General features: G+C 68.2%; 22 protein-coding genes. 13 read left to right on the top strand and 9 right to left on the bottom strand.

All coding sequences use genetic code 11. The features are described 5' to 3' along the window. Positions 1 to 203: 203 nt before the first annotated feature. The gene (locus ACFWFI_RS01395) at positions 204 to 2,795 is read left to right on the top strand and encodes a glycoside hydrolase family 9 protein (protein ID WP_387384148.1); all 2,592 of its coding nucleotides are present in this window, start codon (positions 204 to 206) and stop codon (positions 2,793 to 2,795) included. A 257-nt stretch (positions 2,796 to 3,052) separates the two neighbouring features. After that, positions 3,053 to 4,561 carry a DUF4246 domain-containing protein gene (locus ACFWFI_RS01390; protein WP_387384146.1) on the top strand — a complete coding sequence of 503 codons (1,509 nt, stop codon included), beginning with the start codon at positions 3,053 to 3,055 and terminating at the stop codon, positions 4,559 to 4,561. Positions 4,562 to 4,860: 299 nt separating this feature from the next. Here the strand turns inward: ACFWFI_RS01390 and ACFWFI_RS01385 are convergent, their stop codons facing one another. Next, positions 4,861 to 5,325, bottom strand: a complete 465-nt coding sequence (locus ACFWFI_RS01385) for a nuclear transport factor 2 family protein (protein WP_387384144.1) — start codon at positions 5,323 to 5,325, stop codon at positions 4,861 to 4,863. Between the two features lie 452 nt (positions 5,326 to 5,777). After that, the gene (locus ACFWFI_RS01380) at positions 5,778 to 6,254 is read right to left on the bottom strand and encodes a nuclear transport factor 2 family protein (protein ID WP_387384142.1); all 477 of its coding nucleotides are present in this window, start codon (positions 6,252 to 6,254) and stop codon (positions 5,778 to 5,780) included. Between the two features lie 336 nt (positions 6,255 to 6,590). On the opposite strand from ACFWFI_RS01380, the gene ACFWFI_RS01375 reads away from it, so the two are divergent. The 4 genes from ACFWFI_RS01375 (at position 6,591) to ACFWFI_RS01360 (ending at position 9,305) form a co-directional block, all read left to right on the top strand. Then, entirely contained in the window at positions 6,591 to 7,244 is a 654-nt protein-coding gene (locus tag ACFWFI_RS01375) for a hypothetical protein (RefSeq protein ID WP_387384140.1), read from the top strand. Positions 7,245 to 7,541: 297 nt separating this feature from the next. Then, a complete protein-coding gene (locus tag ACFWFI_RS01370) occupies positions 7,542 to 7,922 on the top strand; it encodes a VOC family protein (RefSeq protein ID WP_387384138.1) in 381 nt (126 codons plus the stop codon). 242 nt (positions 7,923 to 8,164) lie between these two features. Then, positions 8,165 to 8,629: a cupin domain-containing protein gene (locus ACFWFI_RS01365; protein WP_387384136.1), complete on the top strand. Its 465-nt coding sequence runs from the start codon at positions 8,165 to 8,167 to the stop codon at positions 8,627 to 8,629. Between the two features lie 301 nt (positions 8,630 to 8,930). Further along, positions 8,931 to 9,305, top strand: a complete 375-nt coding sequence (locus ACFWFI_RS01360; RefSeq protein WP_387384134.1) for a nuclear transport factor 2 family protein — start codon at positions 8,931 to 8,933, stop codon at positions 9,303 to 9,305. Positions 9,306 to 9,596: 291 nt separating this feature from the next. Here the strand turns inward: ACFWFI_RS01360 and ACFWFI_RS01355 are convergent, their stop codons facing one another. The 6 genes from ACFWFI_RS01355 to ACFWFI_RS01330 form a co-directional block, all read right to left on the bottom strand. Continuing rightward, positions 9,597 to 9,977, bottom strand: a complete 381-nt coding sequence (locus ACFWFI_RS01355) for a nucleoside triphosphate pyrophosphohydrolase family protein (protein WP_387384132.1) — start codon at positions 9,975 to 9,977, stop codon at positions 9,597 to 9,599. A gap of 159 nt (positions 9,978 to 10,136) precedes the next feature. Next, positions 10,137 to 11,252: a DNA alkylation repair protein gene (locus ACFWFI_RS01350; protein WP_387384131.1), complete on the bottom strand. Its 1,116-nt coding sequence runs from the start codon at positions 11,250 to 11,252 to the stop codon at positions 10,137 to 10,139. Between the two features lie 15 nt (positions 11,253 to 11,267). After that, positions 11,268 to 11,570, bottom strand: coding sequence for a hypothetical protein (locus ACFWFI_RS01345; protein ID WP_387384130.1), 303 nt, complete (start codon positions 11,568 to 11,570; stop codon positions 11,268 to 11,270). A 200-nt stretch (positions 11,571 to 11,770) separates the two neighbouring features. Continuing rightward, positions 11,771 to 12,826, bottom strand: coding sequence for an aldo/keto reductase (locus ACFWFI_RS01340; RefSeq protein WP_387384128.1), 1,056 nt, complete (start codon positions 12,824 to 12,826; stop codon positions 11,771 to 11,773). A 161-nt stretch (positions 12,827 to 12,987) separates the two neighbouring features. Continuing rightward, positions 12,988 to 13,905 carry a helix-turn-helix transcriptional regulator gene (locus ACFWFI_RS01335; protein WP_387384127.1) on the bottom strand — a complete coding sequence of 306 codons (918 nt, stop codon included), beginning with the start codon at positions 13,903 to 13,905 and terminating at the stop codon, positions 12,988 to 12,990. Positions 13,906 to 13,958: 53 nt separating this feature from the next. Further along, a complete protein-coding gene (locus ACFWFI_RS01330) occupies positions 13,959 to 14,414 on the bottom strand; it encodes a nuclear transport factor 2 family protein (RefSeq protein ID WP_387384125.1) in 456 nt (151 codons plus the stop codon). Between the two features lie 651 nt (positions 14,415 to 15,065). Between ACFWFI_RS01330 and ACFWFI_RS01325 the strand changes: the two genes are divergently transcribed. From ACFWFI_RS01325 to ACFWFI_RS01305, 5 genes are all read left to right on the top strand, one after another. Further along, positions 15,066 to 15,905 (top strand): helix-turn-helix transcriptional regulator, encoded by an 840-nt coding sequence (locus tag ACFWFI_RS01325; RefSeq protein WP_387384123.1) that lies wholly within the window; start codon positions 15,066 to 15,068, stop codon positions 15,903 to 15,905. A gap of 98 nt (positions 15,906 to 16,003) precedes the next feature. Further along, the gene (locus ACFWFI_RS01320) at positions 16,004 to 16,984 is read left to right on the top strand and encodes a helix-turn-helix transcriptional regulator (protein WP_387384121.1); all 981 of its coding nucleotides are present in this window, start codon (positions 16,004 to 16,006) and stop codon (positions 16,982 to 16,984) included. A gap of 159 nt (positions 16,985 to 17,143) precedes the next feature. After that, complete coding sequence (locus tag ACFWFI_RS01315; RefSeq protein WP_387384119.1) at positions 17,144 to 18,172, top strand: saccharopine dehydrogenase family protein; 1,029 nt, start codon at positions 17,144 to 17,146, stop codon at positions 18,170 to 18,172. A gap of 379 nt (positions 18,173 to 18,551) precedes the next feature. Continuing rightward, on the top strand, positions 18,552 to 19,655 hold the full coding sequence (locus tag ACFWFI_RS01310; RefSeq protein WP_387384118.1) for an alkene reductase: 1,104 nt from the start codon (positions 18,552 to 18,554) through the stop codon (positions 19,653 to 19,655). Positions 19,656 to 19,705: 50 nt separating this feature from the next. Next, positions 19,706 to 19,966 carry a hypothetical protein gene (locus ACFWFI_RS01305; RefSeq protein WP_387384116.1) on the top strand — a complete coding sequence of 87 codons (261 nt, stop codon included), beginning with the start codon at positions 19,706 to 19,708 and terminating at the stop codon, positions 19,964 to 19,966. A 310-nt stretch (positions 19,967 to 20,276) separates the two neighbouring features. Here ACFWFI_RS01305 and ACFWFI_RS01300 read toward each other — a convergent pair whose 3' ends face one another. Further along, entirely contained in the window at positions 20,277 to 20,768 is a 492-nt protein-coding gene (locus tag ACFWFI_RS01300; protein WP_387384114.1) for a GbsR/MarR family transcriptional regulator, read from the bottom strand. Positions 20,769 to 20,899: 131 nt separating this feature from the next. Here ACFWFI_RS01300 and ACFWFI_RS01295 point away from each other — a divergent pair, with 131 nt between their 5' ends. Beyond that, a complete protein-coding gene (locus ACFWFI_RS01295) occupies positions 20,900 to 22,462 on the top strand; it encodes a GMC family oxidoreductase (RefSeq protein ID WP_387384112.1) in 1,563 nt (520 codons plus the stop codon). Positions 22,463 to 22,544: 82 nt separating this feature from the next. After that, positions 22,545 to 23,969, top strand: a complete 1,425-nt coding sequence (locus ACFWFI_RS01290) for an aldehyde dehydrogenase family protein (protein ID WP_387384110.1) — start codon at positions 22,545 to 22,547, stop codon at positions 23,967 to 23,969. Positions 23,970 to 23,975 lie beyond the last annotated feature (6 nt).

Genomic DNA, 23,975 nt, shown 5'->3' with positions numbered 1-23,975 from the left:
GGCCGGGACCCGCCGCATCTGTCATGACCCTGGCAGAAAACGCGATCCACCTCCACAATGCGAGTGGGAGCGCTCCCATACGCCGGTGTGCCTCGCTCCCCATGCCCCGCATCTGTCGACGAAAGGCCTTCCCGGTGAATGCCTCACCACTCTCCGCACGGCCCGTGCGCGTCCGCCCCCGGCACGGGCGACGCGTGTTCGGGATGTCAGCCGCCGCCTTACTGTTCGCGGCGGCGCTGGCGGTGCCCGGCACCGCCGGTGCCCTGGAAGCCGAGCCCGGCCCCGAGCAGATCTCCAACGGCGACTTCGCCGCGGGCACCGCCCCCTGGTGGTGGACGGCGAACGCGCCGGCGGCCGTGTCGGACGGCCGGCTCTGCGCCGAGGTGCCCGCCGGTACGTCCAACGCCTGGGACGTCATCGTCGGCCAGAACGACGTCCCGATCGTCGCGGGCGAGAGCTACGAGCTGTCCTACACGGCCGGTTCGACCGTGCCCCTGACCGTCCAGACCCGGGTGCAGGAGGCGGTCGACCCGTACACGACGGTGCTCGCCACCGCGGATCCGGTGGGTACGGAGGCCACACGGGTGACGCGTACGTTCACGGCTTCGGTGGACCTCCCGGCCGCGTCGGTGCAGTTGCAGATCGGCGGCGGCGAGCGGGCGACGACCTTCTGCCTGGACGACGTGTCGCTGCGGGGCGGGGCCGAACCGCCGGTGTACATACCGGACACCGGGTCGCCCGTCCGCGTCAACCAGGTCGGCTACCTGCCCCACGGCCCCAAGAACGGCACCGTGGTCACCGACGCCGACGCGCCGCTGACATGGACGGTGAAGGCCGAGGACGGCTCGACGGCCGCCACCGGCAGGACCGTTCCGCAGGGCGAGGACCCCAGCTCGCTCCAGCGGGTCCACACCTTCGACTTCAGCGGCCTCACCGCGGCGGGCGACGGCTACACCGTGGAGGTCGACGACGAGGTGAGCGAGCCGTTCTCGATCCGCGGCGACCTGTACGACGGGCTGCGCTCCGACGCGCTGGCGTACTTCTACCACAACCGCAGCGGCACCCCGATCGAGGCGGACCTCGTCGGTGAGGAGTACGCGCGCCCGGCGGGCCACATCGGTGTCGCGCCCAACAAGGGCGACACGGACGTCCCCTGCCGGCCGGGGGTCTGTGACTACCGGCTGGATGTGTCGGGCGGCTGGTACGACGCGGGCGACCAAGGGAAGTACGTGGTCAACGGCGGTATCTCGGTGGCCCAGCTGATGTCCACGTACGAGCGCACCCTGACCGCCCCGAACGCCGAGTCGGCGGAGCTCGGCGACGGTGAGCTGCGAGTGCCCGAACGCGACAACGGGGTGCCGGACATCCTGGACGAGGCGCGCTGGGAGATGGACTTCCTGATCAAGATGCAGGTCCCGTCCGGCGAGCCGCTGGCGGGCATGGCGCACCACAAGATGCATGACGCCGAGTGGACCGGCCTGCCGATGAAGCCGCATCTCGATCCCCAGCAGCGCGAGTTGCATCCTCCGTCGACGGCCGCCACGCTGAATCTCGCCGCCTCGGCAGCCCAGTGCGCCCGGCTCTACGCCCCCTTCGACGAGGACTTCGCGAACCGCTGCCTGCGTGCCGCCGAGACCGCGTGGGCCGCGGCGAAGCAGCACCCGGACGTGCTCGCCGATCCGAACGACGGCACCGGCGGCGGCGCGTACAGCGACAACGACGTCTCGGACGAGTTCTACTGGGCGGCTGCCGAGCTGTTCACCACGACGGGCAAGGACACCTACCGCCAGGCGGTGCTCTCCTCCGGCCTGCACGGTGACACGGACGCGGTCTTCCCGGCGGGCGGCGGAATCTCATGGGGATCCACCGGTGGACTCGGCGTGCTCACGCTGGCCACCGTGCCGAACGGTCTGACATCGGCGCAGCTCGGTGAGGTCCGCTCCGTCGTCACCACGGCCGCCGACCGCTACGCCGCGCAGTCCGGCGCGCAGGCGTACGGGCTCCCGTACGCCCCCAAGGACGAGGACTACGTCTGGGGGTCCAACAGTCAGGTCCTGAACAACATGATCGTGCTGGCGACGGCCCACGACCTGACCGGCGAAACCGCCTACCAGGACGCCGTGCTGCGGGGCGCCGACTACCTGCTCGGCCGCAATCCCCTCAACCAGTCGTACGTCACCGGCTACGGCGAGCGGGACTCCCACAACCAGCACCACCGCTTCTGGGCGCATCAGAACGATGCCGGTCTGCCGAACCCGGCCCCCGGTTCGGTAGCGGGCGGACCCAACCTCACCGCGGCCGCCTCCGGAGATCCGGTCGCGGCGGAGAAGCTGAGCGGTTGCGCCCCGGCCATGTGCTACATCGACGACATCGGCTCCTGGGCGACCAACGAGATCACCATCAACTGGAACGCGCCGCTGGCCTTCATCGCCTCCTACCTGGACGACGCGGGCGAGGGTGAACAGACCGGCCCGGCCCGTACGTGCAAGGTCACGTACTCCTCGCACCCGTGGAACAGCGGCTCGACGGTGACGGTCCGCGTCGAGAACACCGGCTCGGAGCCGGTCTCGCCGTGGTCGCTGACCTGGCTGCTGTCCGGCGAGCAGCGACTGAGCCACACCTGGAGTGCGAAGTTCGACCAGTCCGGCCGCACGGTCAGCGCCGGGCCGCTGTCGTGGAACCGAACCCTGGCCCCGGGGTCGGCGGTCGACTTCGGCTTCAACACCACGGCCGCGGGTCCGGCGCCGGATCCGGGGTCGTTCAAACTGAACGGCCGGGCCTGCAAGGTCGAGTGATTGCGACGTAGTTACTTGACGAGCCTGGGCGCGGTCGTCCCTCGCGGGAGGCCGCTCCCGGGCTCGCCCTGTTCACTGTCGCCGGCAACCCCCGCCTCCCCCTCGTGCTCCTCGGCATCGGATTAGCGCGAACCGGATATTTCGCGACTACGTCGAAACCCTGATCCCGGGCCGGCGATGACAGGGCTACGGCTGCGGTGTCAGTCGGCTGAAGTATCGTTCCCGCCACCACACACCGACTGGGAGGACCAAGAAACTTGACCGGCCTGTCTGCTTTCCCGCTGCCTTTTCATGCTTCCCGTTCCATATCGTTCGCGACACCCCGAACGCTGCGGGAACTTCAGATGATTCAGTGCAGCTCACACATTCGGGCGAAGCCGGGGTGGTTCGACAAGATGAACGATGCCGACATCGTCGGCAGGTGGACGCAAGAAGCGGTGGCCCAAGGGCTCACCGAAGCGCAGGTTCGTTACGTGCTCGCCGAACTCGTGCATTACGCCGCGCTGCGGGACGGACGAACCGGCATCGAGGTGTCCGCCGTCGACGGGGTGTGGCAGTCGGACACGCTGGTCGACGACGAGCTCAGATCCCGGCTGCGCGAGGCGGTTCGGATTCTGGAAGAGGTCACCGAAGCAGAACAGGACTGGCATCCCGGATCCGACGGTCAGGTACTGGATCTGGTTCATCCCTCACTGTTCTGCCGGGTGAGAGAGGTGAGCGACGCACCCGAGCGGGATTGGCAGAACCCGACGGACCGCTACTCGAAATACGAATTCTCGGAGAAATTCCAGTGGCTGCCCACGGACGTCGACGTCAGCGCCGACGGCGATGTCGCCTTCCGTTCGTACGTCAACAACGTCCACCCCGAGACTCATCACGAACTAGCCTCCGTCCTGCCGGACTTGTTCGCGCGCTTGCGCCCTCTGCTGGAGAACGTGCTCACCGATCTGCGCCATCCGCGACCCCTGCGGATCAAGGCCGATCCTTACGGGTGGTACGACTCGGAGCCGGAGCATCCGGACAAATCATCCTACAGCGATGACGGGGCCTACGCAGAAGCCCTCCGCGCATGGGAGGAGGCCCAGGACGACTGGTGGGAAAACCGCCGCCCGGTCATCCCGGACGCACCGTCCTTCACCCCGCCCCAGTTGCCCGATGAGTCCGCCCGGGTCGACCTGCGCGGCCGCCGCCTCCAGGTCATCGTCAAACTCGCCACCATTCACCTCACCCCGGACAAGCCCGTGTACGCCGGCGGTTCCTGGCATGTCGAGGGGATGTTGAACGAGCGGATCGTCTCGACCGGCATCTACTACTGGGACAGCGAGAACATCACCGAAAGCCGGCTGAGCTTCCGGGCGGCACTCGACGACCCGCACTACGAACAGAACGACGACAACGGTCTGCGTGAGGTCTACGGCCTGGAGGACGAAGACGCGCTGAACCAGAAGCTGGGATCGGCGTCCACCCCAGCCGGCCGCTGCCTGGCGTTCCCGAACATCCTGCAACACCGCGTCGGCTCATTCCGTCTCACGGATCCCACCCGCCCGGGATATCGCAAAATTCTCGCGTTCTTCCTGGTCGACCCGTCGGAAAAGATCGTCTCGACATCCGATGTGCCACCGCAACAACCATGGTCCGACACCTCGACAATGACGCTTGAGCAAGCCGAGAGGTATCGCGAACAGCTCATGCAGGAACGCAAGTTCTTCGTCGACGAACACAACGAGCAGCTCTACGAACGAGAATTCTCCCTCTGCGAGCACTGAACCTCTTCTCCTGAATACGTTCAGGTCAGGAGGGTGCGGACGGCCTGGATGACAGTGTCGATGAGGAGGTGGTGGGGCATCTGGCCCACCCGAGCATTCGCCAGGCTCCCAGCTGCACGAAGGCACGTTCTCCAGGCGCCCGCAGCCTGGCACGATCACGGTTGAACTCCTGGTAGCAAACGCGCTGTTCGCGGTGGTGACAACGGGAGCGAACCGTGGCGCCGACTCCCTGACGGGCCGGTTCGTGCGCACGAGGACCTGCCGCGGTCAGGCACGCCGGGGCAGGCTCCCTCCACGACTCACGGCGCCAGGAACACGTCGGGGCTTCCGGTCGTCCAGTGGATGCGCAGAGTACGACGGGAGATGCGCCAGCCTTCGGGGGTGCGCACGAGGTCGTCCTCGTAGGTGCCGCCCGTGTGGTAGTAGTTGCTGCCCCGGTGGTGATGGGCAATGATCTGTGTGGACGCGTGCGCTCCCGCGTCCGTGATCTCGACGGTCTGGGCACCCAGCAGGTGCTGTGTCGCGTCGAGGTTGCTGAACAACTGGCGGGCACCGTTCGCGACGGCACTGCCACCGGCAGTCAGGCCGCTGAAGTTCGCTCCCTCCGGCAGGTAGGTGTCAAAGACGTTCTGCACTTCGGCGTCGTCTGTGAAGACTGACGCGACGCGAGCGAAGTCGCGGCTGTCGAGGCCGAAGACATAGGTCGTCAGCAGGCCGAGGATCTCTCTGCGGTCCGAGTAGTCGGAAACGGAGGTATCGCTCATGAGATTCCGATCGTCATGGGGGGGGCAACAGGCGGGCGCGGCCGGCGAGAACCTTGCGCCAGGAAACCCGGACCGCCTGGCCTCGTGGACGAGACCCCGCTCGGCCAAGGGGCTGACGAGTTCAGTACCGGCCGCGAGCGCCGGGTGGACGCGGCGGCGCGGATGGTGCGACCGCCCCACCGCTGGAACGCGCAGCACCCGTTCCACCCGTGTCGTGCGGCGTTCTCCGAAACGCGCCATCGGTAGGCGAATCAGGCTGCGTCGGAGGCGGTCCAGCTACCCGCATCAGTGCGTGGCCATTGCCGGCTGATGACAGCGGGTTGCCGACGTCGCGCGGTCCAGGGCATCAGGGCCGGGCCTGCTGCTGCTGCACCGTATCGGCGGGGAGTGGGCAAGTCCCGGCCCGCAGAACCGCTGAGGGCACGGAGGAGAAGGTTGTCGCCTCGCAGGTCCTAGATACCGGCGAGAACGGTGGGGTCGCCTTCGGTCCATGCGTTGTCGACGGTGACCCGCTGGATGACCCAGACGTCGCCGCTCCTGACCAGTTCGACGTCGTACCGGTTGGTCATCAGGACGTGGCGGGAGTGGTCCTCTCGGGGCAGGTGCTGGCACGCCATGATCGCCTCCAGCTTCGCCATGTCGCCATCGAGGCTCACCCGCGGATTGCTCAAGGAGTGGGTCGTGTCCAGGTGGCTGAGCGAGCCGGACAGAGCTGCGGCGATGGTCTCCCGGCCCTGCACCGGCGGGTACTCCTGGCCGGCCTTCTTCGTGGCCGGACCGAAATCGGCGACCGCATCGTCTGCGAACGCGGACGCGAGAAGGTCCTTGTCGCGCAGATCGAGGCCGGCTGCGTATCGGTAGAGGGTCTCCACCACGGCGAGCTTGTCCGCGGTCGCCGTGGGTGAGGTGCTGCTGTCGGTCGTTGACATGGTGCGTCCTTACCTGGTGGTCGTTTCATCAACCACGGTAGACCACTGATTGACACCTGTCGAATAGTGGTAGCGTCGAGAGCGAACTCGTCGAAGGAGAGTCATGCCCGAGGTGGATCGCAGTGCCCGAGTGACGGCCTTCACCGGCGTCGACAGAGGATGGGGACGCCCCCGTGCAGAGATGCCGACCGGGTGCCGGGCCAAGGCGGTGGTGCGCGACGTTGCCGGTGTCAGAGCGGTGTGGACGTCGTCCCTGCCGGTGGCCGGACCGCCATGGCGGCCGCCGAAACCCAAGGGGGCGAAGCCAGGTGATCGCTCTCGACGTAGGGTGCGTCCATGGTGAGTGATCAGCCCCCGACAGCCGAAGCGGACCCGCGCTTCACCCGCTCGCGCCGCGCGATCGCGGAGGCACTGGCCGACCTCATGCTGCGGACGTCGTCCTGTCCTTCGGTCTCCGCCCTGTCGGAAGCCGCAGGCATCCACCGGGCGACCTTCTACAACCACTTCGACTCGGTCGAAGAGGCCGCGGTGTACGTGATCGCGGACGATTTCCGCGCCCTTCATGACCTGAATATCAGCGATCGGCAGATGGGCGCGGACCCAGCTGCCGTGGCAGTGGCAACGCTGAACGCCATGCTTGACTCTCTTCGGCAGCGCAAGAGCCTCTTCCTGCTGGCCTCGACCTGGCAATCGCCGAGCGGGCTGATGGGCATCGGCGACCTCCTCGTGGAGCAGCTCCACGCTCTACGGCGCGATCTCGGTGTCGGCGAGGGAGAGTCCGGCGCGCACAACTCAGTCGAAGACGTCTACACCGCTTCCGGCGTGCACGGAGTCTTCGCAGCCGCAGTCGGGGGGAACACCGACTGCGACCAGGAGGAGATCGCTGTCCGTCTTTACGCGCTCCTTCCCGACTGGATTCGCCACCCTCCGGAGCTGTTGGCGAGCCGCGTCGGCGACCCGGCCGGCCAAGGCACCGACCAGCCTCGATAACACCGACCGCGACATCCACCTTCCGCTGCGGGGCGCGCGGACCAGTCCGGCCCCGAAGGTGGCATGTCGCCGCGCGGCCGCCGCAACGGTCTGGGACAGCACACTGCACCGGCAGCTCAAGACGGGCATCTGTGGCCCGAACCGGTAGCCCTTCCTCGGTGCGTTCGACTCGCTCGTCCCCCTTGCACTGGAGCTATGTCCTGGCAGTCACGCCGCTGCCCCGCCCCTTCCAGAGACGACTCGTTGCCCTTCGACGGCCTGCGCAGCCCGACCTGTCCTCGTCACCAGGAGCTTCCGATGAATTCTCACGTGCCGCCCCCTCCCGCGATCCGCTACCTGGCCGTCACCTTCGACTGCCCCGACCCTGCCGAGCTGGCGCGCTTCTACAGTGAGGCCCTCAGCCTGCCCGTCGCTCTTTCCACCGACGGGTTCGTGCTGCTGGGCCGTGAGGGTTCACCCGGGCTGGGTTTTTACCGCGTGGACGACTACCAGCCCCCTACCTGGCCGGACTCCACCGTACAAAAGCAGGCCCATCTCGAACTGGGCGTGGATGACCTGGATGCGGCTCAGGCCCGGCTGATCGCTCTGGGAGCAGCCGAAGCCGGTGTGCAACCACTCCCTCACCGGCGGCGGATCCTGCTGGACCCTGCTGGCCACCCGTTCTGCATCACCCTCTGAGAAGAACAGTCTTCCAAGCCCACGGTGGCGCCGCCGGCGAATAGTGCCTCGGCAGAAACACCCGCTTCCGTCATAGGCCATAGGCGGATCCACCTGTGCGGGCCGAGCGGGCGATGCGCCGGATCGGCGCTCACCACCGCTGGATCTTTTCCCCTGCATGCATCGACAGCTGCACCATCCATCGCATGGCTTCATCGAGCCGGCCGCCGGATTGAAGCCACACGTCAGGAAGAGACCGCGACATGAGCATTGCCCTCGTACGAAACCCGGGCGACGGCCAGGATTTTCGCTACTACAACAACGTGATCGAGCAGGTGGCGACCAACGCTGAGACCAGCGGAGCTGTCAGCGTGATGCGGCTCACCGTGGGCCGCGAAGATGCGCCACCTCTGCACAGCCACAGCCGGGAGGACGAGAGCTGGGTAGTCCTGTCCGGCAGGGTCCGGTTCTGGGTGGGATCGACCACGCTCGACGAGTGCGAGGTCCACGACGCCGAGCCGGGCGCTTACATTCACGTATCCCGGTTCGTCCCCCACACCTTCCAGACCATCACGCCGACCGCAGAGGTCCTCGTCATCAACAACCCCGGAGCCGTCGAAGGCCTCTTCCATTCGGTCGGACCCGCCGACGCACGCGCCGACGCCGAGCACACCGACCTCGTATCGGAGTACGGGATCGTGAACTTCGACGGTCCGCCCCCCGCCTAGGGTCTTTTCGTTCGGATCAGGCCGGATCAGTGAGCGGGGTCCGGTGCCGTGGATCGCAAGGCGGAGGAGGGAGGCATGGCAGAGCCATGTCTCCCTCCTCCGCCGACACCCCGGCGAGGTGCGGCACCAGGGCGAGAGGCCCTAGACCCCGGGCAGAGTCAGGTGATCGGCACGACGGGGCGCGGCACCGATGCCCCCCTCTGCTGATGCACCTCCAGGTCCGCGAGCACACCCCGCCGGACCTGACCCCTGCCCCTGCCCCTGCCCACGACACGCACCTCTCGTCAGAAAGAGAAGCACCATGAGCCAGGACCTGAAGAACAAGGTCATCACCTACCTCCGCTCGCTGGAGAAGCCCGACTTCGAGGCCGCGCGCGGCCTCTGCGCCGCGACAGCCACCGTCTGGCACAACGACGGCAAGGGCGATGAGACGCTCGAGGAGTACTTCGAGGGGCTGAAGAGGCAGATCGGCTCCTACGAATCGATTCGCTACGACATCATTCGCCAGCTCTCCCAGCCGGGCGAGGTCCTCCAGCAGCACGTGGTGCACGTATCCCCGAGGGACGGTAGGCGCGGTGAGGTGCACGCCGCGGTCTACTTCGGCTTCGACGATGCCGGCCTGATCACCCGCATCGAGGCGTACGCGAACTACATCCCTGTCGGCCAGGAGAGCTGAGCCGGCGACCGCACTCGACCCACCGTCACCAAGGCATGCCGAGCGGGGGACATCAAGACACCCATTCAGATGCCCGCGACCGACTGTGTTCTACGACGTGTGAGCGCCGGTGGGCCGACGGGAGCCCCGGGCTGGGCCCCGCCGACCCGCCGGCGTTCACATCTGGATACATGGAGCCCCGCCCTTACCGAACGTGGCTTCGGAGCGGTCGGGGGTGGCGTCACGCACCTACACCGTGGCAGCCGAACGTTGCGTCGGCCGGAGGGCCGGCCGGGCACTCGACGCAGGGCATCAGGATGAACCCTCAGCCGCCAATCCGTGCAGGGTCCGCTGCAGACCGGCATCAATGCGATCCATCGTGGCCGCGTAGGCCTCCGGCATGTCGACATCGAGCCGGTCCGCGAGCACGAAGACCCACCACAGGCATTCAGCCAACTTGTGCCGCAGCTCAGCGTCCACATCGCCGTCAATGCCCCATGTCCGCTCGGCGGCAAGCACCAGGCGCCCTACATAGGCGGCGTCGTTGGTGAAGCCGAGCGCGAGCTCCGGCAGTGTCCATGTCCTGCCCAGTACGCGCTGTTCGATCTGCTCATACCGGGCTCGCACCTTCAGTGCCCTGTCCTCGGCCTCGATGAGTCCGGGCTTCTCGTCGCGCGCCGGTGTCTCGCTCATGTGGGGTGCCTTTCGGGGTGGTTCTCCGTGTCGTCCACGACGCTAGGCGCAGATGTGGACAGTTTTGGTCCTGGTTCGCCCGCACCTTGATGGGGTCTGTCGGCATACGGGTGACATTCCTCGTGGACGCGGTCGGCCGCCGTACTCCGATCGACCGCGTCATGGGTTACGCGCGGCAACCAGCTCGAAGTCGGCTCGATCGGACTCAACTCCGTTGATCTGCAGGGAGATCGAGTGCCGCCCGGGGTAGTAGCGGCGGGTCGTGATCGGCCGGAAGGAGTGCTCGCGCGTCACCTGGATCTGTTCGCCCGGTGCGAGGGTGCGGGTGGTGAGCTTGAAGGTCTTGCCGCTCTGATCACCGTTGGCCTTCCGGTGATGCACGATGTAGTCGATCGCGAGCCGCGCCTGGTGATCACCGGTGTTGCGGATCGAGGCGGTGAAGCGGACGCTTCCGCCGATCGGGACGGCGTCCCGGTCCAGCCGCGGCCCGTCGACCTCCAGGACAGCCGGGGCGAAGCCGAGCAGTTCCAGAGCACCGGGGTGACCACGCTTGATCAGCGTGCGCAGCCCCTGCCGTACCAGGCGTTCGGTGGCGGCGTCGGGGCGGGACAGCCAGCGGCGGGCCCCGTCGAGGACGATCTCGGGGTGGTCGCGGCTGAGGTCGTTGAGATGGTTGGCGACCGAGCGCCGCACGTACTCGCTCTCATCCTGGTAAAGGGCGTCCAGGATCGGCATGGTCACCCCGGGATGGGCCATGATTTCCGGCACACGTACAGCCCAGGGAAGGTAGGGGCGGGTTCCTTCGCAGGCGAGTCTGCGCACGTCGGCGTCGGGTGAGCCGGTCCAGTCGCCGACGATGATGCCCAGGGCCCGGTCGAGGTCGTGCCGCAGCAGGGTCCGGACGGCGAATTCCGAGGAAAGCCTCCCGGTGAGGCTCCCGAGCAGGTCCATCGCATCGTGGAAGGAAGCAGCGTCGTCCTGCTGCACAGCGCGGGTCGCGAGAGCGCTGGTGACCGGCCAGATCAACCATCCGGCGAAATACGGCGCGCCGTTGTGGGCGGTGCGTACGGTCCGCGCGAGCGCCGCGTAGTCGCCCGGGAGGTCTGCGAGCAACGCATCACGCAGCAGGTCGGCGCGCTCCCGCAGCGACAAGGAGTCGATCTGCCGGGGCGCCGCGCGCAGTGCCCTGAGGTCGGCGTCCGGAGCGGCGGCACGGATGGCGCGCGTGAGGCTCTGAACGGTGTGTCGGCCGATGAGTTCGTCGGCGAACGGCATGGAGGTCGCCCCCCGTCACGCGACGCGCTGCAGCGCGGTCGTGATCTGCCAGTCCACGCTGTCGTGGTCGATCGTGGCGTGCACGGGAGAGTCCGCCATCTCACCGGTGATGCCGGCGGCACCGGCGCGTGCATGCGGCAGACTGTCGTAGGCGACGATGTCGATGATGCGTCCGTCGTCGGTCTTGACGATACGTCGCCACAGGAAGCCGGGCTGTCGCTTGAGGTAGCCGTTGATATCGGCGTTCGCCGATACAAAGTCGTCGGCGGTGCAGCCCGGGGCGGGGCGCAGCGTGGTGATTTCGAGCGTCTCGGCCATGGTGTGTTCCGCTCTCTTGGTGTGGTGTCGATCGGCATCGATCGTGCTGGTCAACCTGGTGTCAGGGGAAAGGTTCCGCAGCGGGGGGAAAAGCCGGTGAGCACGTTGTTCCTCCACGTCCGCGCCGGTTCTGACAACGGGATCGGGTCTCCCCTGCTGGGACGGGTAGGACTGGACGGGTGGAAGCCGGTCCGGGTGGTTCAGCGGACGAAGGCCTGGGCGGCCAGACCGTTGATGCTGGTGTCGCCCTGCTGGAAGCCGACCATGGACTGGATCATGTTGTGCGGGTAGTCGAGGCTGGGCTCCGTGAGGCTGTCGAGTGCGGTGATCTGCTCCTGGGAGAGCGTGACGTCCAGTGAGGCGAGGTTCGCGATCAGTTGGTCCTGCGTGCGTGCGCCGATGAGCGTGGACGTCACCTCGGAACGCTGGCGGACCCAGGCGAGCGCCACTGCGGCCACGGTCGTGCCGAGGCTGTGGGCGATCTCCTCAAGGGCGTCGAGGAGGGTGAAGGTGGATTCGCTCAGATAGGCGGCGGCATACGCGGTGCGCCCGGAACCGGCTACCTCCGTGGCGGTGCGCGAGTACTTGCCGGACAGAGTGCCGCTGGCCAGCGGGCTCCACGGCGTGATGCCGAGCCCGAAGCGACGGGCGGCGCCGAGGGTCTCCCCCTCCACGCTGCGGGCGAGCAGGGAGTACTCCACCTGGAGTGCGGCGATGGGCTCCCAGTCACGCAGCCGGGCGGTCGTGGCAGCCTCCGCCACCCACCAGGCCGGCACGTTGGACAAGCCGATGGCGTGAATTTTTCCGGCGCGTACCAGGTCGGTGAGGGTGGACAGGGTTTCTTCGATGGGGGTGTGCCGGTCCCACTGGTGCATCCAGTACAGGTCGACGTAGTCGGTGTTCAGACGGCGCAGGGAGTCGTCGAGCTGAGCGCGGATCGCTTTGCGGCCGGCTCCGCCGGAGTTCGGGTCGTCGGCCGCCATGTTTCCACCGAACTTCGTCGCCAGGACCACGCGGTCACGGGCTCCGGGACGCTTGCCGAAGTAGCGGCCCAGGGTCTCCTCGGAGGCACCCTTGTTGTACATGTTGGCGGTGTCCACGAAGTTGCCGCCTGCGTTGAGGTAGTGGTCCAGCAGCGCGAACGAGGCTTCGGGGGCAGAGCCCCAGCTGCCGTCGTCGAAGTTCATCGCGCCGAAAGCCAGGGGGCTCACGCGCAGACCGGAGCGGCCCAGGGTGCGGTACGAAGTGAGAGACATGGTGTTCCTTTGGGGATGGCGGTGGGGTGTGGACACCACACTCGCTTGCGGGACGCTGAAGAGGGAGGCTGTGTGAGGGTGGGTGTCCCGCACCCATGCACGCACGGGGGACTGCGTCTCCTTCTGTTGTGCGGCGTGGAACGGGTGGGAGGACGCGGCTGTCATGGGCGCTGTCCGCCCATGGCCGCGAGGTAGGTGAGTGCCTCTGCGCTGGGGCTTCCCGGAGCAGGGGTTCCGATCAGCAGATGCTGTCCCGGGGCGGCAGGCACGTGGAAGACGCGGTATCCGAGCTCGATGCGTCCGACCGCGGGATGGACAACGCTCCTGTACGCACGGTCCAGACCGGCCGCCACTCCGCCCTCCCAGCTCTTGGTGAAGTCGGCCGATTCGGCGGACAGGTCGGCGACGAGGTCCACGACCTCGGTGTCCTCCGGCAGCCGGAATGCATTGCGGCGCAGCACGTGCAGGGAGGCGGTCACGGCCAAGGGCCAATCGGCGAAGTAGCTCTTCGCCTCCGGGTGTGTGAAAAGGACCCGGATCAGGTTCAGTTCGCCGCCGGTGCCCTCCTCGTCCCCTGCGCTGCCGAACGGTGACAGCAGGATCTGTGCCTGCGCGTTGGCCGCCAGGATGTCGAAGCAAGGGCTCAGCACATAGGCCGCTCTCTGGTGGGACTCTTCCAGTAGGCGCAGGAGTTCTGGCTGCACCTGCCCTCGGTTGGTGTCGCGGCGCAGACTCGGGTTGAGTCCCGCGAGACGGAACAGGTTGCCTCGCGCGTCCGGGTCCAGCTGAAGGGCACGGCCCAGGGCTTCGACAGTCCGGGGCGAGGGGTTTCGCTCCCGCCCCTGCTCCAGACGGCTGTAGTAGTCGGCGCTGACTCCCGACAGGAAGGACACTTCCTGTCGGCGCAGTCCCTCGACCCGGCGGCCACGACCGCTGACGCTCAGGCCGACGTCCGTGGGAGCCAGCCGGGACCGGGAGGCCCGGAGGAACTCCCCGAGGGGGTTGTCCCGTGACTGCGCACCGTGCCCCCCGTTTTGCGCGGAGCCTGTGGGCGGCACAGCCGGCACGTGCATGCGCATCTGTACTCCTTCCAGGCGCAACGCCCCCGGCAGGGGGCGCCCGTCGGCCGACTTCAGGCAGCCGGCTGTCCCTTGAGGTGGTAGCGGGTGTCGCCGGTGAAGTCGATGGTGATCTCGCGCCTGGCGAAGGACCACCTGCCGTCCCGCCGCTCGAAGCGGTCGCGATAGCGGCCGCCCGCCACCATCTGCAGCGGAAGGAGGCCGGGCACCGCCTGGAGGATGTTGTAGTACGACCGTGCCACGGCAGTGTCGTCGTTCTCGTTCACCTCGATGAGGATGTTCGTCGTGATGTGCCGTGTACGCAGCGTCCCGTCGTCGTGGACGACGAGCATCGAGCTCACCAGGTCCTCGATGGCCTTCCCGCCGCGGATGCTCACATCACCGGACACGAAGTCGGCATCGTCGAAGAGTGCGCCGAACGCTGCGAAGTCGCCCTCGTCGACGAGGTGTGAGTACCGGGCGATGAGGTTCTCGATCTGCCGGGCGCTCGACAGGGAGGGAGAAGACATGGCAGTGGCCTTTCGACGAAGAGTTCGCCCGCCCCTTCCGGGCGAGCACTCTGAGTCTTTCTTCGCGGCGCCGCGCCAGGAAGGACGTGTCTACCTGGGTGTGCCACACCCAGGATCAGTGGTCCGGCCGGGGCCTTGACCCGCGCGTCGCAGACCATGGGCGGAGATACCGGCCATGACCGTCCCGGCACCGCGCGCTCTGCCTTGATCCAGGTCCCTGGGGTGCCCCGCTGCGCTGAGGCTTGTTCCCACCGCGGCGGGAGCGTTGCGGGCACCCAGCCGCCGCCCCCGGCTCTTCCCCAGCAAGAAGGACCTCGTGCTCGCCCGAGTCGAGCAGCGCGACCAGCAGAGCAGGCCGGCCGTGACGGAGGCCTTCCGGACGACCACGGATCCCGAAACCTTGCTCGTCATGTTGATGGCGGGCATCCGGGAGGAAACGGCGGCCCGGTTTCCGGGGCCGCCCGTTCATGATGCTTCTGCGGGACGGGCGGTGGCCGAGAGTGATTGGACTATCCTGCCTCGGATCGTGAGGATCTGATGCGGACGGCTCCCACCGTCCTGGCAGCCAGGCGCAGAGCCCGGTAGAACCGGCCGCGCCGCCGACCTCGTCATTCCCTCCCGCCGTTCCCTCACCAGCCAGTAGGTCGGAAAATGCAGCAAGCACAGAACGAACTCGGCGCCTTCCTTCGTGCGAACCGCGCCCGCACCGAGCCTGCCGACGTGGGTCTGCCCGCCGGTGGCGGCAGCCGCCGAGTAGAAGGACTGCGCCGGGAAGAGGTAGCCGTGCTGGCCGGGGTGAGTGTCGACTACTACGCGCGCTTGGAGCAGGGGCGTGAGCGGAATCCCTCGTCGCAGGTCGTCGACGCGGTGGGGCGGGCGATGCGGCTGACACCGGACGCGCGGACCCACCTCTTCCGACTGGCGGGCCTGCACCCGGCGCTCACCTCGGCCGCGGGCCGCGACCTGGTCCACCCCTCCCTGCTGAACCTGCTGGACGCGTTCCCCGCCGCCGCCGCCTACGTGCTGAGCCCCGCCTTCGACGTTCTCGCGAAGAACTCCGTCGCCACCGCACTCCTCTCCCCCTTCGACGGCACCTCGAACATGGTCCGCGTGCTGTTCCAGCACCCTCGTGCGCGCGAGGTCTTCGTCGAGTGGCCCGTGGTGGCGCGCGCCACGGTGCACGCGCTACGGCTGCACGCGGGCCGGTTCCCCGACGACCCCGACATCACCGACCTCGTGTCCGAGATGTCACAGGCGTCACCGGACTTCCGGCAGCTGTGGCAGGAGAACGAAGTGGAGAACATGGCCCGCGCCTTCAAGGTCTTCGTGCTTCCCAAGACCGGTCGCATCGAACTGACCTACCAGACCTTCGACGTCCATGACGCCCCTGGACAGCAGCTCCTGGTCGGCGTTCCCGAGCCCGGCAGCGCCAGCGCCGCGGCGATCGAGTCCCTCGTGGCGCCGGTCGGACGGGGCGCAACCACAGCATGATGTGCCACAGACGCGGCGACACAGAGGTGCCGTAGTTCCACGCCGACCGAGATGCCCGCGGAGCGCCGCCGCCCTCGGCTCCCGGGTAGGTTCGTTCCGTGATCGCTACCTCTGCCCGGCTGCTGCGGCTGGTGTCACTGCTCTCGTCCAGGCCCACCTGGTCGAACGCGGAGCTGGCACGGCGGCTCGACGTCACCGAGCGCACCGTACGCCGGGACATCGACCGGCTGCGTGAGCTCGGCTACGGCGTGGAGTCGATCCCAGGCCCGGGCGGCGGATACCGCTTCGGCCCGGGCAACCGTATGCCCCCGTTGAACCTGGACGACGACGAGGTCTTCGCGGTGGCCCTGGCGCTCAGGGAAGCGGCACACGGCGCGGCACTCGGCGCCGACCCGGCGGCGTTGTCGGCGCTGCTGAAGCTCCGGCAGATCCTTCCCACCCGGATGGCGAAGCGCCTGGCGGGCCTGGACGCCACCGTCGAACACACCCCGCGCTGCGAGGCACCACGGGTATCCGCGGACGTGTTGTTGCTGCTGGCCTCCGTGTGCCGGGCATCCGAGCGCACCACGCTCACCTATCGCGATATGCACGGCACGGCCACTGTCCGGTGTGTCGATCCGCACCGTCTCGTCTACACCGGCGTCCATTGGTATTTCGTGGCCCGCGACGTCGAACGCTCGTCCTGGCGAACCTTCCGCGTCGACAGGGTGGTCTCAGCCGAGTCCACTGGGGAAGTGATCCATCTGACCGATGCTCCGGATGCCGCGCAGCTGGTCTCCGACACCATCACCCGCACCGGGTACCCGTTCTTCGCCCGCGTGCGGCTTCCGCTGTCCTTCGACGACGCCCGACGGCTGGTGGCGCCCATCGTCGCCACTCACGAAGCCGACGGACCGAACGAAACGATCATCACCATCGGCGGTTCCGACCCCGACCAGCTCGCGGGCTACCTGCTGAGCCTGCGCACACCACTGGAAGTCCTGTCGCCCGACTCCGTCCGCGAAGCACTGCTCGCCCGCCTCGACGCCCTGTACCGCGGTAACGAAGCACCGCGACCGGGCCCGGTCGAGCCGCAGTAACAAGCAGCGGCCGGACCCCAGGCACCGGCCGGTGAGAGACCAGGACCGTACCTGTCCGGATCTGCTCCTAGCCTGGATGTGAGGCACGCACCGCCGAGCACGCCACCGCTCCGGACGGCCTGCCCTCTTCGGCCCTCACCTTCCTCTGGGAGCAACACCATGGCAGCTACCCCCCGCCTGCTCGTCTACGGAGCCACCGGCTATACCGGACGACTCGTCGCCGAGCACGCCAAGCAGTCGGGCCTCGACGTCGTCGTGGCCGGCAGGAACCAGGACCGCATTGCCGTGCTCGGCAAGGAACTCGACGTCGAGAGCCGCGCCTTCACGGTCGAGGACCCCGAACTGCTGCGCGACGCACTCGACGACATCACGGTGGTGCTCAACGTCGCCGGCCCCTTCCGCCGTACCGCACGCCCGCTGATGGACGCATGCATCGACAAGGGCGTGCACTACCTCGACACCACCGCCGAATACGACATCTTCGCCACTGCGCGTTCACTCCATGTCAAGGCCGCAGCAGCCGGCGTAATGGTCATGTCCGGCGTCGGCTGGGATGTCGTACCCAGCGACTGCGTCGCCGCCCATGCCGCGGCCCGCGTCGCCGACCCGGTCAGCCTGCGTATCGCCCTCAAACTCCTCAGCGCCACCCCCGAAGAGGCACAGGGTCTGAATCTCTTCTCCCGCGGGTCCATCATCAGCGCCACCGAAGGCATCGGCGACCTGGGCGTACTGGTCCGCACCGACGGAGACATCGTCGCCCTGCCGGAGCCCGAGGTCGCCTCGTTCGACTTCGGCGACACGGGTCTGGAGGAGTGCGTGTCCGCGTCCATGGGCGACCTGATCACCAGCCATGTCGCAACCGGTATCCCGTCCATCGAGGTGTACGTACAGGCCGGCCGGCCGCTGCCCATCGACCTGGACCTCTCGACGCTGCCCGACGGACCGACCGCCCAGGAGCGGGAGGTGGGACGCAGCAAGATCGTCGCCGAAGTGACCGGCCGGGACGGCAGCGTGGCCCGCAGCCTGATCGACACACCCACCGGCTACCGGTTCACACAGCTGTCATCCGTGGAAATCGCCCGCCGTGTACTGACGGGCTCCTTCACACCCGGGTTCCAGGCCCCCTCCTCCGCCTACGGCCCCGAACTGGCCCTCGCCATCGCCGACACGCAGATCAAGGACCTCTGAGCAGGCCGACCGGCCCGGGGTGGCGGAGCCGGGCGGCACCTGGGTGTGTTGCACCCAGGTGGACACGTCCTTCCTGTCCGGGTAGCGCGGTGACCGGACTGGGGACGTCCGCCCGGACGGGGCGAGCACGCCGGCGAAGGGCTTCTGTCATGTTCTCTGCCGCCCCCTTGAGCGCCCGCCGTCCCGCCATCGCACCTGCGGCTCGACCCGGCCGAACACGACACCGAACGCCTCGCGCGCTGCACGTCAGCGGGGAATCCGCCAAGAGCGCCCATCACGTCCGCCAAGGCCATTGGGGAACCTGGCCAGATCCACCGGGCCAGATCCACCTGGCCGATCGAGAGAGTTCCCTTGTATGCACTCGTTCCGGAGGGAAGCCATGCCTCAAAGGTCCGTCATCTCACTCCTTTTCACTCCAATTTCTCTCGGTGCCATCGAGCTGGCCAACCGCATCACCATGGCCCCGCTGACCCGAATGCGGTCGGGTTCCTCCGGCGTCCCCGGCGACCTGATGGTCGACCACTACCAGCAGCGGGCAGGCCTTGGGCTGATCGTCACCGAGGGCACCTACTCCAGTCATGAGTCGCAGGCCTTCGTGGGACAGCCGGGCATCGTCACCGACGAGCAGGTGGCCGGCTGGCGTCGGGTGGCCGAGGCAGTGCACGCCCGCGGCGGCCGCATCGTGATGCAGGTCGTGCACGGGGGCCGGGTAACCCACCCCGGCGTCAACGGCGGTCGGCGTGTCCTGGCTCCGAGCGCGATCGCCATCAACGGCCATGGACACACGGAGAAGGGCAAGCAGCCCTACCCGGTACCGCAAGCACTGACCGCACAGGAGGCGCGCGCAGCCCTTGAAGACTTCGTCGCCGCCTCGCGCCGGGCGGTCGAAGCCGGCCTGGACGGAGTGGAAATCCACGCCGCCAACGGCTACCTACTGCACGAGTTCCTCTCCCCTGCGTCCAACCGGCGCACCGACACGTACGGTGGTTCGCCGGAAAACCGGGCCCGCTTCGTCGTCGAGGTGGTAACCGCGGTGGCCGAGGCCATCGGTGCTGACCGGGTCGGGCTGCGGATTTCGCCTGAGCGCAACATTCAGGATGCCCTGGAGACCGACCGGGAGGACGTGCTGGCCACGTACGGCACCCTCCTGGACCAGCTGCGTCCGCTGCGTCCGGCCTATCTCTCCGTGCTGCACGAGGATCTTGAGGGCGAGCTGGTGCAAGAACTGCGCCGGCGGTTCGGCGGCAAGCTGATGGCCAACAGCGGCTCCTCCTCGGTGACCACGCGCAAGGAGGCGGTGGAGCTGATCGAGGCCGCACATGCCGACGTCGTGGCCGTGGGCCGGGCTGCCATCGCCAACCCGGACCTGGTCGAGCGCTGGCAGGGCGAGCACCCGGAAAACGAGCCGCGCCCGGAACTGTTCTACACACCAGGGGCCGAGGGCTACACCGACTACCCGCTCCGCCGGACGATCCGAGCCTGAGCGGAGCCGGGTACTCCGTCGTCAATGCGGGCGCGGTAGGTACCCGGGGAATGACGTATCTGACCTACAGCGCGGCCACTGGGAAGAACTGCATCGTCACCATTCGCAACACGCCGGGTACGGCTGTCTACATCTACGCGGGATTCCAGCTCGCCAACCAGGGAGACACCGCCGTGGACGACCACGGCACGTACACCAGCTACGCGGGTCCCGTGTACATCAGCGGCAAGGGGACCTGCATCGACTGGTCCGGCGCAATCGGCCCGGCGCCCGAGCAGTACGTCATCCGGTACGCGACGAACTGCGGCTGATCCACCGGGCGGCAGCCGTGGCCCCGGGGCATCGTGACGGCGTAGCGCCACCGACCCGCACCATGCCCCGACCAGAGGCGGCGGGGCACAGCGCGTGCCCCCAGCCGGTCGCTCTCCACGGCGCGCCGACCTTCTCCATAGGTTGCCTTGCTCCATGCTCGGCCGGCTCGGGGTGGTGGGCGCGACAACCGTCTGCCACGAAGCGCACCACCTCGACGACGCCGCGATGGATGAGCGCCCCCATTCCTGGCGACCGACCGGCTGCCACCCGCCTCGGATACCCCGTGGCCCATCCTCGGTCGACCGGCCCTTACGGCTGCGTCCTGCGAGATTCCCGCGCGGCGGTGTACTCCGCCAGCAGCGACTCGAGATGGCTCACCATGAAGCGGTAGTACTCCTGCATCTCGCCGATCCGGTGCTGCTGCACTGCCGTCATCCTGGCGCCTCGCACCTGTGCTTGTTCGGCAAGCTCGCGCAGCTGTGCAGTCGAAGCGACGATGTGTTGCAGGCACCCGACCCAGGCGTCCTCTCTCCAGCGGTAGACGAAATGCCGCTGCCCCGCCTCCTTGTAGCGCTCCACGGTGCCGTTGGTGATGAGCAGCCGCGTCATCTCCGAAATCGACCCCTTGCTCGCATCGAGGGCGTCCTGGAGTTCGGCGAGGGTCATCGGGTTCTCGCTCAGCATCAACAGGCCGGCCGCCCGGCCGGCCATCGGTGGCCAGCCCATCGCACGGCCGACATGCATGCCGAACTCCTCGACAAGTGCGTCGTCTCCGTTGACGCCCTCGGCCGCCTGGGACACCGAGGGCCTCCAAGAATCAGAATAAGTTGAACGTTCAGTATTGACTGAACCGTGCACTCGAGTGGACAGTACCAGGCAAGCCTGCGGACCTCCGAGGCCACGACCGATCACCCTACGGCGGGAGACGAGATATGACGAGTGGCGGCTGGGACGTCATCGTGGTGGGGGCGGGATCCGCGGGCGCGGCGTACGCGGTTCGCTCGGCGGAGAAGGGCAAGCGGGTCCTGCTGCTGGAGGCGGGCCCCGATTACCGTTCGGCGCAGATGCATGAGGCGTGGCGCTCGCCCAACCCGGTGGTCGCGCTGATGGATCCCACAGCGGCCGAGGGGCTGCTGTGGACAGGGCTGACGTCCTCCCGCACCGACAAGCAGCAGCAGGCGCCTTACTGGCGCGGTCGGGGGGTCGGTGGCAGCTCGTCGGTCAACGGACAGATCGCGATCCGGCCGCCGATGGCGGACTTCGACGACTGGGCGGCCCTTGGCTGTTCGGGTTGGTCACCGGAGGATGTCCTGCCGTACTTCGCGAAGCTGGAGGACGACACAGAGTTCGGTGACGAGCCGCACCACGGCCGCGGTGGGCCGACGCCGATCCACCGGATGCCGCAGGACCAGTGGGGCGCCGTTGACACCGCTCTGGCCCGTTCCGCTCTCGCGGCCGGTTTCGGCTGGGCCCCGGACGTCAATGCGCCCTCGGCGACCGGCGTTTCCCCGTACCCGATCAACTCGCGTGATGGTCGGCGGGTGACGGTCAATGACGCGTACCTGGAGGCGGCCCGGGAACTGGGCACGCTCACCATCCGCGGAGACGCTCTCGTGGACCATGTGGTCTTCGCCGGTAGCCGGGCGGCGGGAGTCCGGCTGCTCGTCGACGGGCAGCTGGTGACCGAGCAGGCCGACACGGTCGTCCTCAGTGCCGGTGTGATCCACTCCCCGGCGATCCTCATGCGCTCGGGCATCGGCCCCGCGGCTCACCTACGCTCTGTGGGCATCGACGTGCGCAACGACCTTCCGGTGGGGCTCGGCATGCAGGACCACCCGATGGCTCTGGTGTCGATCCCGCTGACGGATGCGGCAGCGGTCAAGACGCCGCACGATCGTCACACCAACGTCTGCGTCCGATGGACCAGCGGCTCCGGCGCCCCGCAGAACGACTTGATGTTCGTCTCGCTCAACCAGAACGTGCTGGCCATGGCCACCGCCTCGACCGGCACCAGTGCTGGAGCCTTCGGGATCTGGCTGAACCAGAACTACTCCCGCGGCGTGCTGACGCTGGCCTCGGCCGACCCCTCCGACCAGCCGCTGGTGCAGCAGCGGATGCTGTCCGACGAGCGGGACCTCGCCCGCATGCGCCACGGTGTGCGGGCCCTGGTCGACGTGGCCTGTCGGCCCGAGGTCGCGGAGATCACAGCCGGCTCGCTCGAGAAGGAGAACGCGGCTCTGTTCCGCGCGCTGGAGAGCGACACCGCACTCGACGATCACTTGCTGGCCACGGTCGTGGACGCGCAGCACGGCACCAGCACTTGCCGCATGGGCGCGACCAGCGATCCCGGCACGGTCGTTGACAGCGAGTGCCGCGTCCTCGGCGTGGACGGCCTGCACGTGGTCGACGCCTCGGTCTTTCCGACCGTGCCCCGCGCCAACACAAATCTCGCCGCGATCATGGTGGGTGAGCTCATGGCCGACCGGATCGCCTGACACAACCCCCGCTTGCCGAACCTTCTCAGCGGGCCGTGTCACTGCCACGCTCCCCGCTCTGTCCACGGAGGACTGCTTCCCGATGAAGACCTTGCAGAACCTTGTCGGCGGTATCTGGGAGGACTCCCTGGATGACGCACTGATCGATGTCGTCAACCCCGCGACCGAGGACGTCGTCGCCCGCGCTCCCGGTGGCTGCCGGGGCGACATCGACCGCGCGGTGGCCGCAGCGGCGCGGGCACAGCCCGCGTGGGCCGCGCTGCCCGTGGCCGAGCGTGTCGCGCTCATCTCCGCATGGGCCGACACCATCGCCGAGCACGCCGGGGAACTCGCCGAACTCGAGTGCCGGGAGATGGGCAAGCCGACCGGGATCGGCCGCACCTTCATCGACGGTGCGGTGGCCGGTCTCAAGGCCGCGGCGACCCAGGCGCTGTCGTACGGCTTCGAGGAGACGGTCAGCCACCCGGACGGCAGCGCGACGAGGATCCTGCGACACCCGCTGGGAGCCACCGCGGTGATCACACCGTGGAACTTCCCGGTTCCCATGGTTCTCGGCGCGCTCGGCCCCCTGCTGGCGGCCGGCAACACGGTCGTCGTCAAGCCCTCGGAGCGCTCCCCGCTGTCGGCCGTGAGGCTCTTCGAGCTGCTAAACCTGCCGCCGGGGGTGGTGAACCTGGTCCTCGGCGATGCGCGTGCCGGAGTACCCCTGGCCGAGCACGAGCAGATCCAACTCGTGCACTTCACCGGATCTGTCGAGGCCGGCCGGAAAGTCGGAGCGGGCACCGGCAGGCTGTTGCACCGCGCGGTGCTCGAACTCGGCGGCAAGGACCCCGTCGTCATCGACTCGGGCGTCGACCCCGCCGCCACGGCCGCCGCCGTCGCGTTCGGCGCCTTCGTCAACACCGGGCAGATCTGCACGTCCATGGAACGCGTCTACGTGCACCAGGAGATCGCCGACGAGTTCATCGACGCCCTGGTGCGGGCGGCGGGGACGTACACCATGGGCGACGGTCACGACGAAGGCGTCATGGTGGGCCCGCTGGTCGACGAGCGTCAGCGCGACACCGTCCGGCGGCACGTCGCCGACGCGGTCGAGCGCGGTGCGACGATCCGCGCTGGAGGGGTCGAACCGGACGTCAAGGGCTTCTTCTACCCGGCCACGGTCCTGACCGGCGTCGACGAGTCGATGCTGGCGATGAACGAGGAGACCTTCGGCCCGCTCGCCCCCGTCGTGGTCGTCTCCTCCTTCGAGGAGGGCCTAGAGCGTGCCTCCCGGTCGCGCTTCGGCCTCGCCGCAACGGTCTACACCAACGACCCCGACCACATCGCCGCGGCCGCCCGGATCCCCGCAGGCGTCGTCTGGATCAATCAGTGGCAGGGCGGTGGCCCCGAACGCCTCTACGAACCCGCCGGCGACAGCGGCATGGGAGCCACGGGTGCGACCGCGGCCTATGACGCCGCCACCCGACCGGCCACCGTCCACATCGCCCCGCAGCCGGCGTCGTGAGGACCA

It is taken from the genome of Streptomyces sp. NPDC060209, assembly GCF_042728155.1.
Taxonomy (GTDB): domain Bacteria; phylum Actinomycetota; class Actinomycetes; order Streptomycetales; family Streptomycetaceae; genus Streptomyces.
The sequence above is the reverse complement of the archived record's forward strand: the minus strand, read 5'-3'. Positions and strand labels throughout refer to the sequence as shown.

Bases quoted from the DNA above. Each gene is read 5' to 3' on its own strand.
- ACFWFI_RS01395 (WP_387384148.1), top strand. From the start codon at position 204: ATGTCAGCCGCCGCCTTACTGTTCGCGGCGGCGCTGGCGGTGCCCGGC.
- ACFWFI_RS01385 (WP_387384144.1), bottom strand. From the start codon at position 5,325: ATGAGCGATACCTCCGTTTCCGACTACTCGGACCGCAGAGAGATCCTC.
- ACFWFI_RS01380 (WP_387384142.1), bottom strand. From the start codon at position 6,254: ATGTCAACGACCGACAGCAGCACCTCACCCACGGCGACCGCGGACAAG.
- ACFWFI_RS01375 (WP_387384140.1), top strand. From the start codon at position 6,591: ATGGTGAGTGATCAGCCCCCGACAGCCGAAGCGGACCCGCGCTTCACC.
- ACFWFI_RS01370 (WP_387384138.1), top strand. From the start codon at position 7,542: ATGAATTCTCACGTGCCGCCCCCTCCCGCGATCCGCTACCTGGCCGTC.
- ACFWFI_RS01365 (WP_387384136.1), top strand. From the start codon at position 8,165: ATGAGCATTGCCCTCGTACGAAACCCGGGCGACGGCCAGGATTTTCGC.
- ACFWFI_RS01360 (WP_387384134.1), top strand. From the start codon at position 8,931: ATGAGCCAGGACCTGAAGAACAAGGTCATCACCTACCTCCGCTCGCTG.
- ACFWFI_RS01355 (WP_387384132.1), bottom strand. From the start codon at position 9,977: ATGAGCGAGACACCGGCGCGCGACGAGAAGCCCGGACTCATCGAGGCC.
- ACFWFI_RS01350 (WP_387384131.1), bottom strand. From the start codon at position 11,252: ATGCCGTTCGCCGACGAACTCATCGGCCGACACACCGTTCAGAGCCTC.
- ACFWFI_RS01345 (WP_387384130.1), bottom strand. From the start codon at position 11,570: ATGGCCGAGACGCTCGAAATCACCACGCTGCGCCCCGCCCCGGGCTGC.
- ACFWFI_RS01340 (WP_387384128.1), bottom strand. From the start codon at position 12,826: ATGTCTCTCACTTCGTACCGCACCCTGGGCCGCTCCGGTCTGCGCGTG.
- ACFWFI_RS01335 (WP_387384127.1), bottom strand. From the start codon at position 13,905: ATGCGCATGCACGTGCCGGCTGTGCCGCCCACAGGCTCCGCGCAAAAC.
- ACFWFI_RS01330 (WP_387384125.1), bottom strand. From the start codon at position 14,414: ATGTCTTCTCCCTCCCTGTCGAGCGCCCGGCAGATCGAGAACCTCATC.
- ACFWFI_RS01325 (WP_387384123.1), top strand. From the start codon at position 15,066: ATGCAGCAAGCACAGAACGAACTCGGCGCCTTCCTTCGTGCGAACCGC.
- ACFWFI_RS01315 (WP_387384119.1), top strand. From the start codon at position 17,144: ATGGCAGCTACCCCCCGCCTGCTCGTCTACGGAGCCACCGGCTATACC.
- ACFWFI_RS01310 (WP_387384118.1), top strand. From the start codon at position 18,552: ATGCCTCAAAGGTCCGTCATCTCACTCCTTTTCACTCCAATTTCTCTC.
- ACFWFI_RS01305 (WP_387384116.1), top strand. From the start codon at position 19,706: ATGACGTATCTGACCTACAGCGCGGCCACTGGGAAGAACTGCATCGTC.
- ACFWFI_RS01295 (WP_387384112.1), top strand. From the start codon at position 20,900: ATGACGAGTGGCGGCTGGGACGTCATCGTGGTGGGGGCGGGATCCGCG.
- ACFWFI_RS01290 (WP_387384110.1), top strand. From the start codon at position 22,545: ATGAAGACCTTGCAGAACCTTGTCGGCGGTATCTGGGAGGACTCCCTG.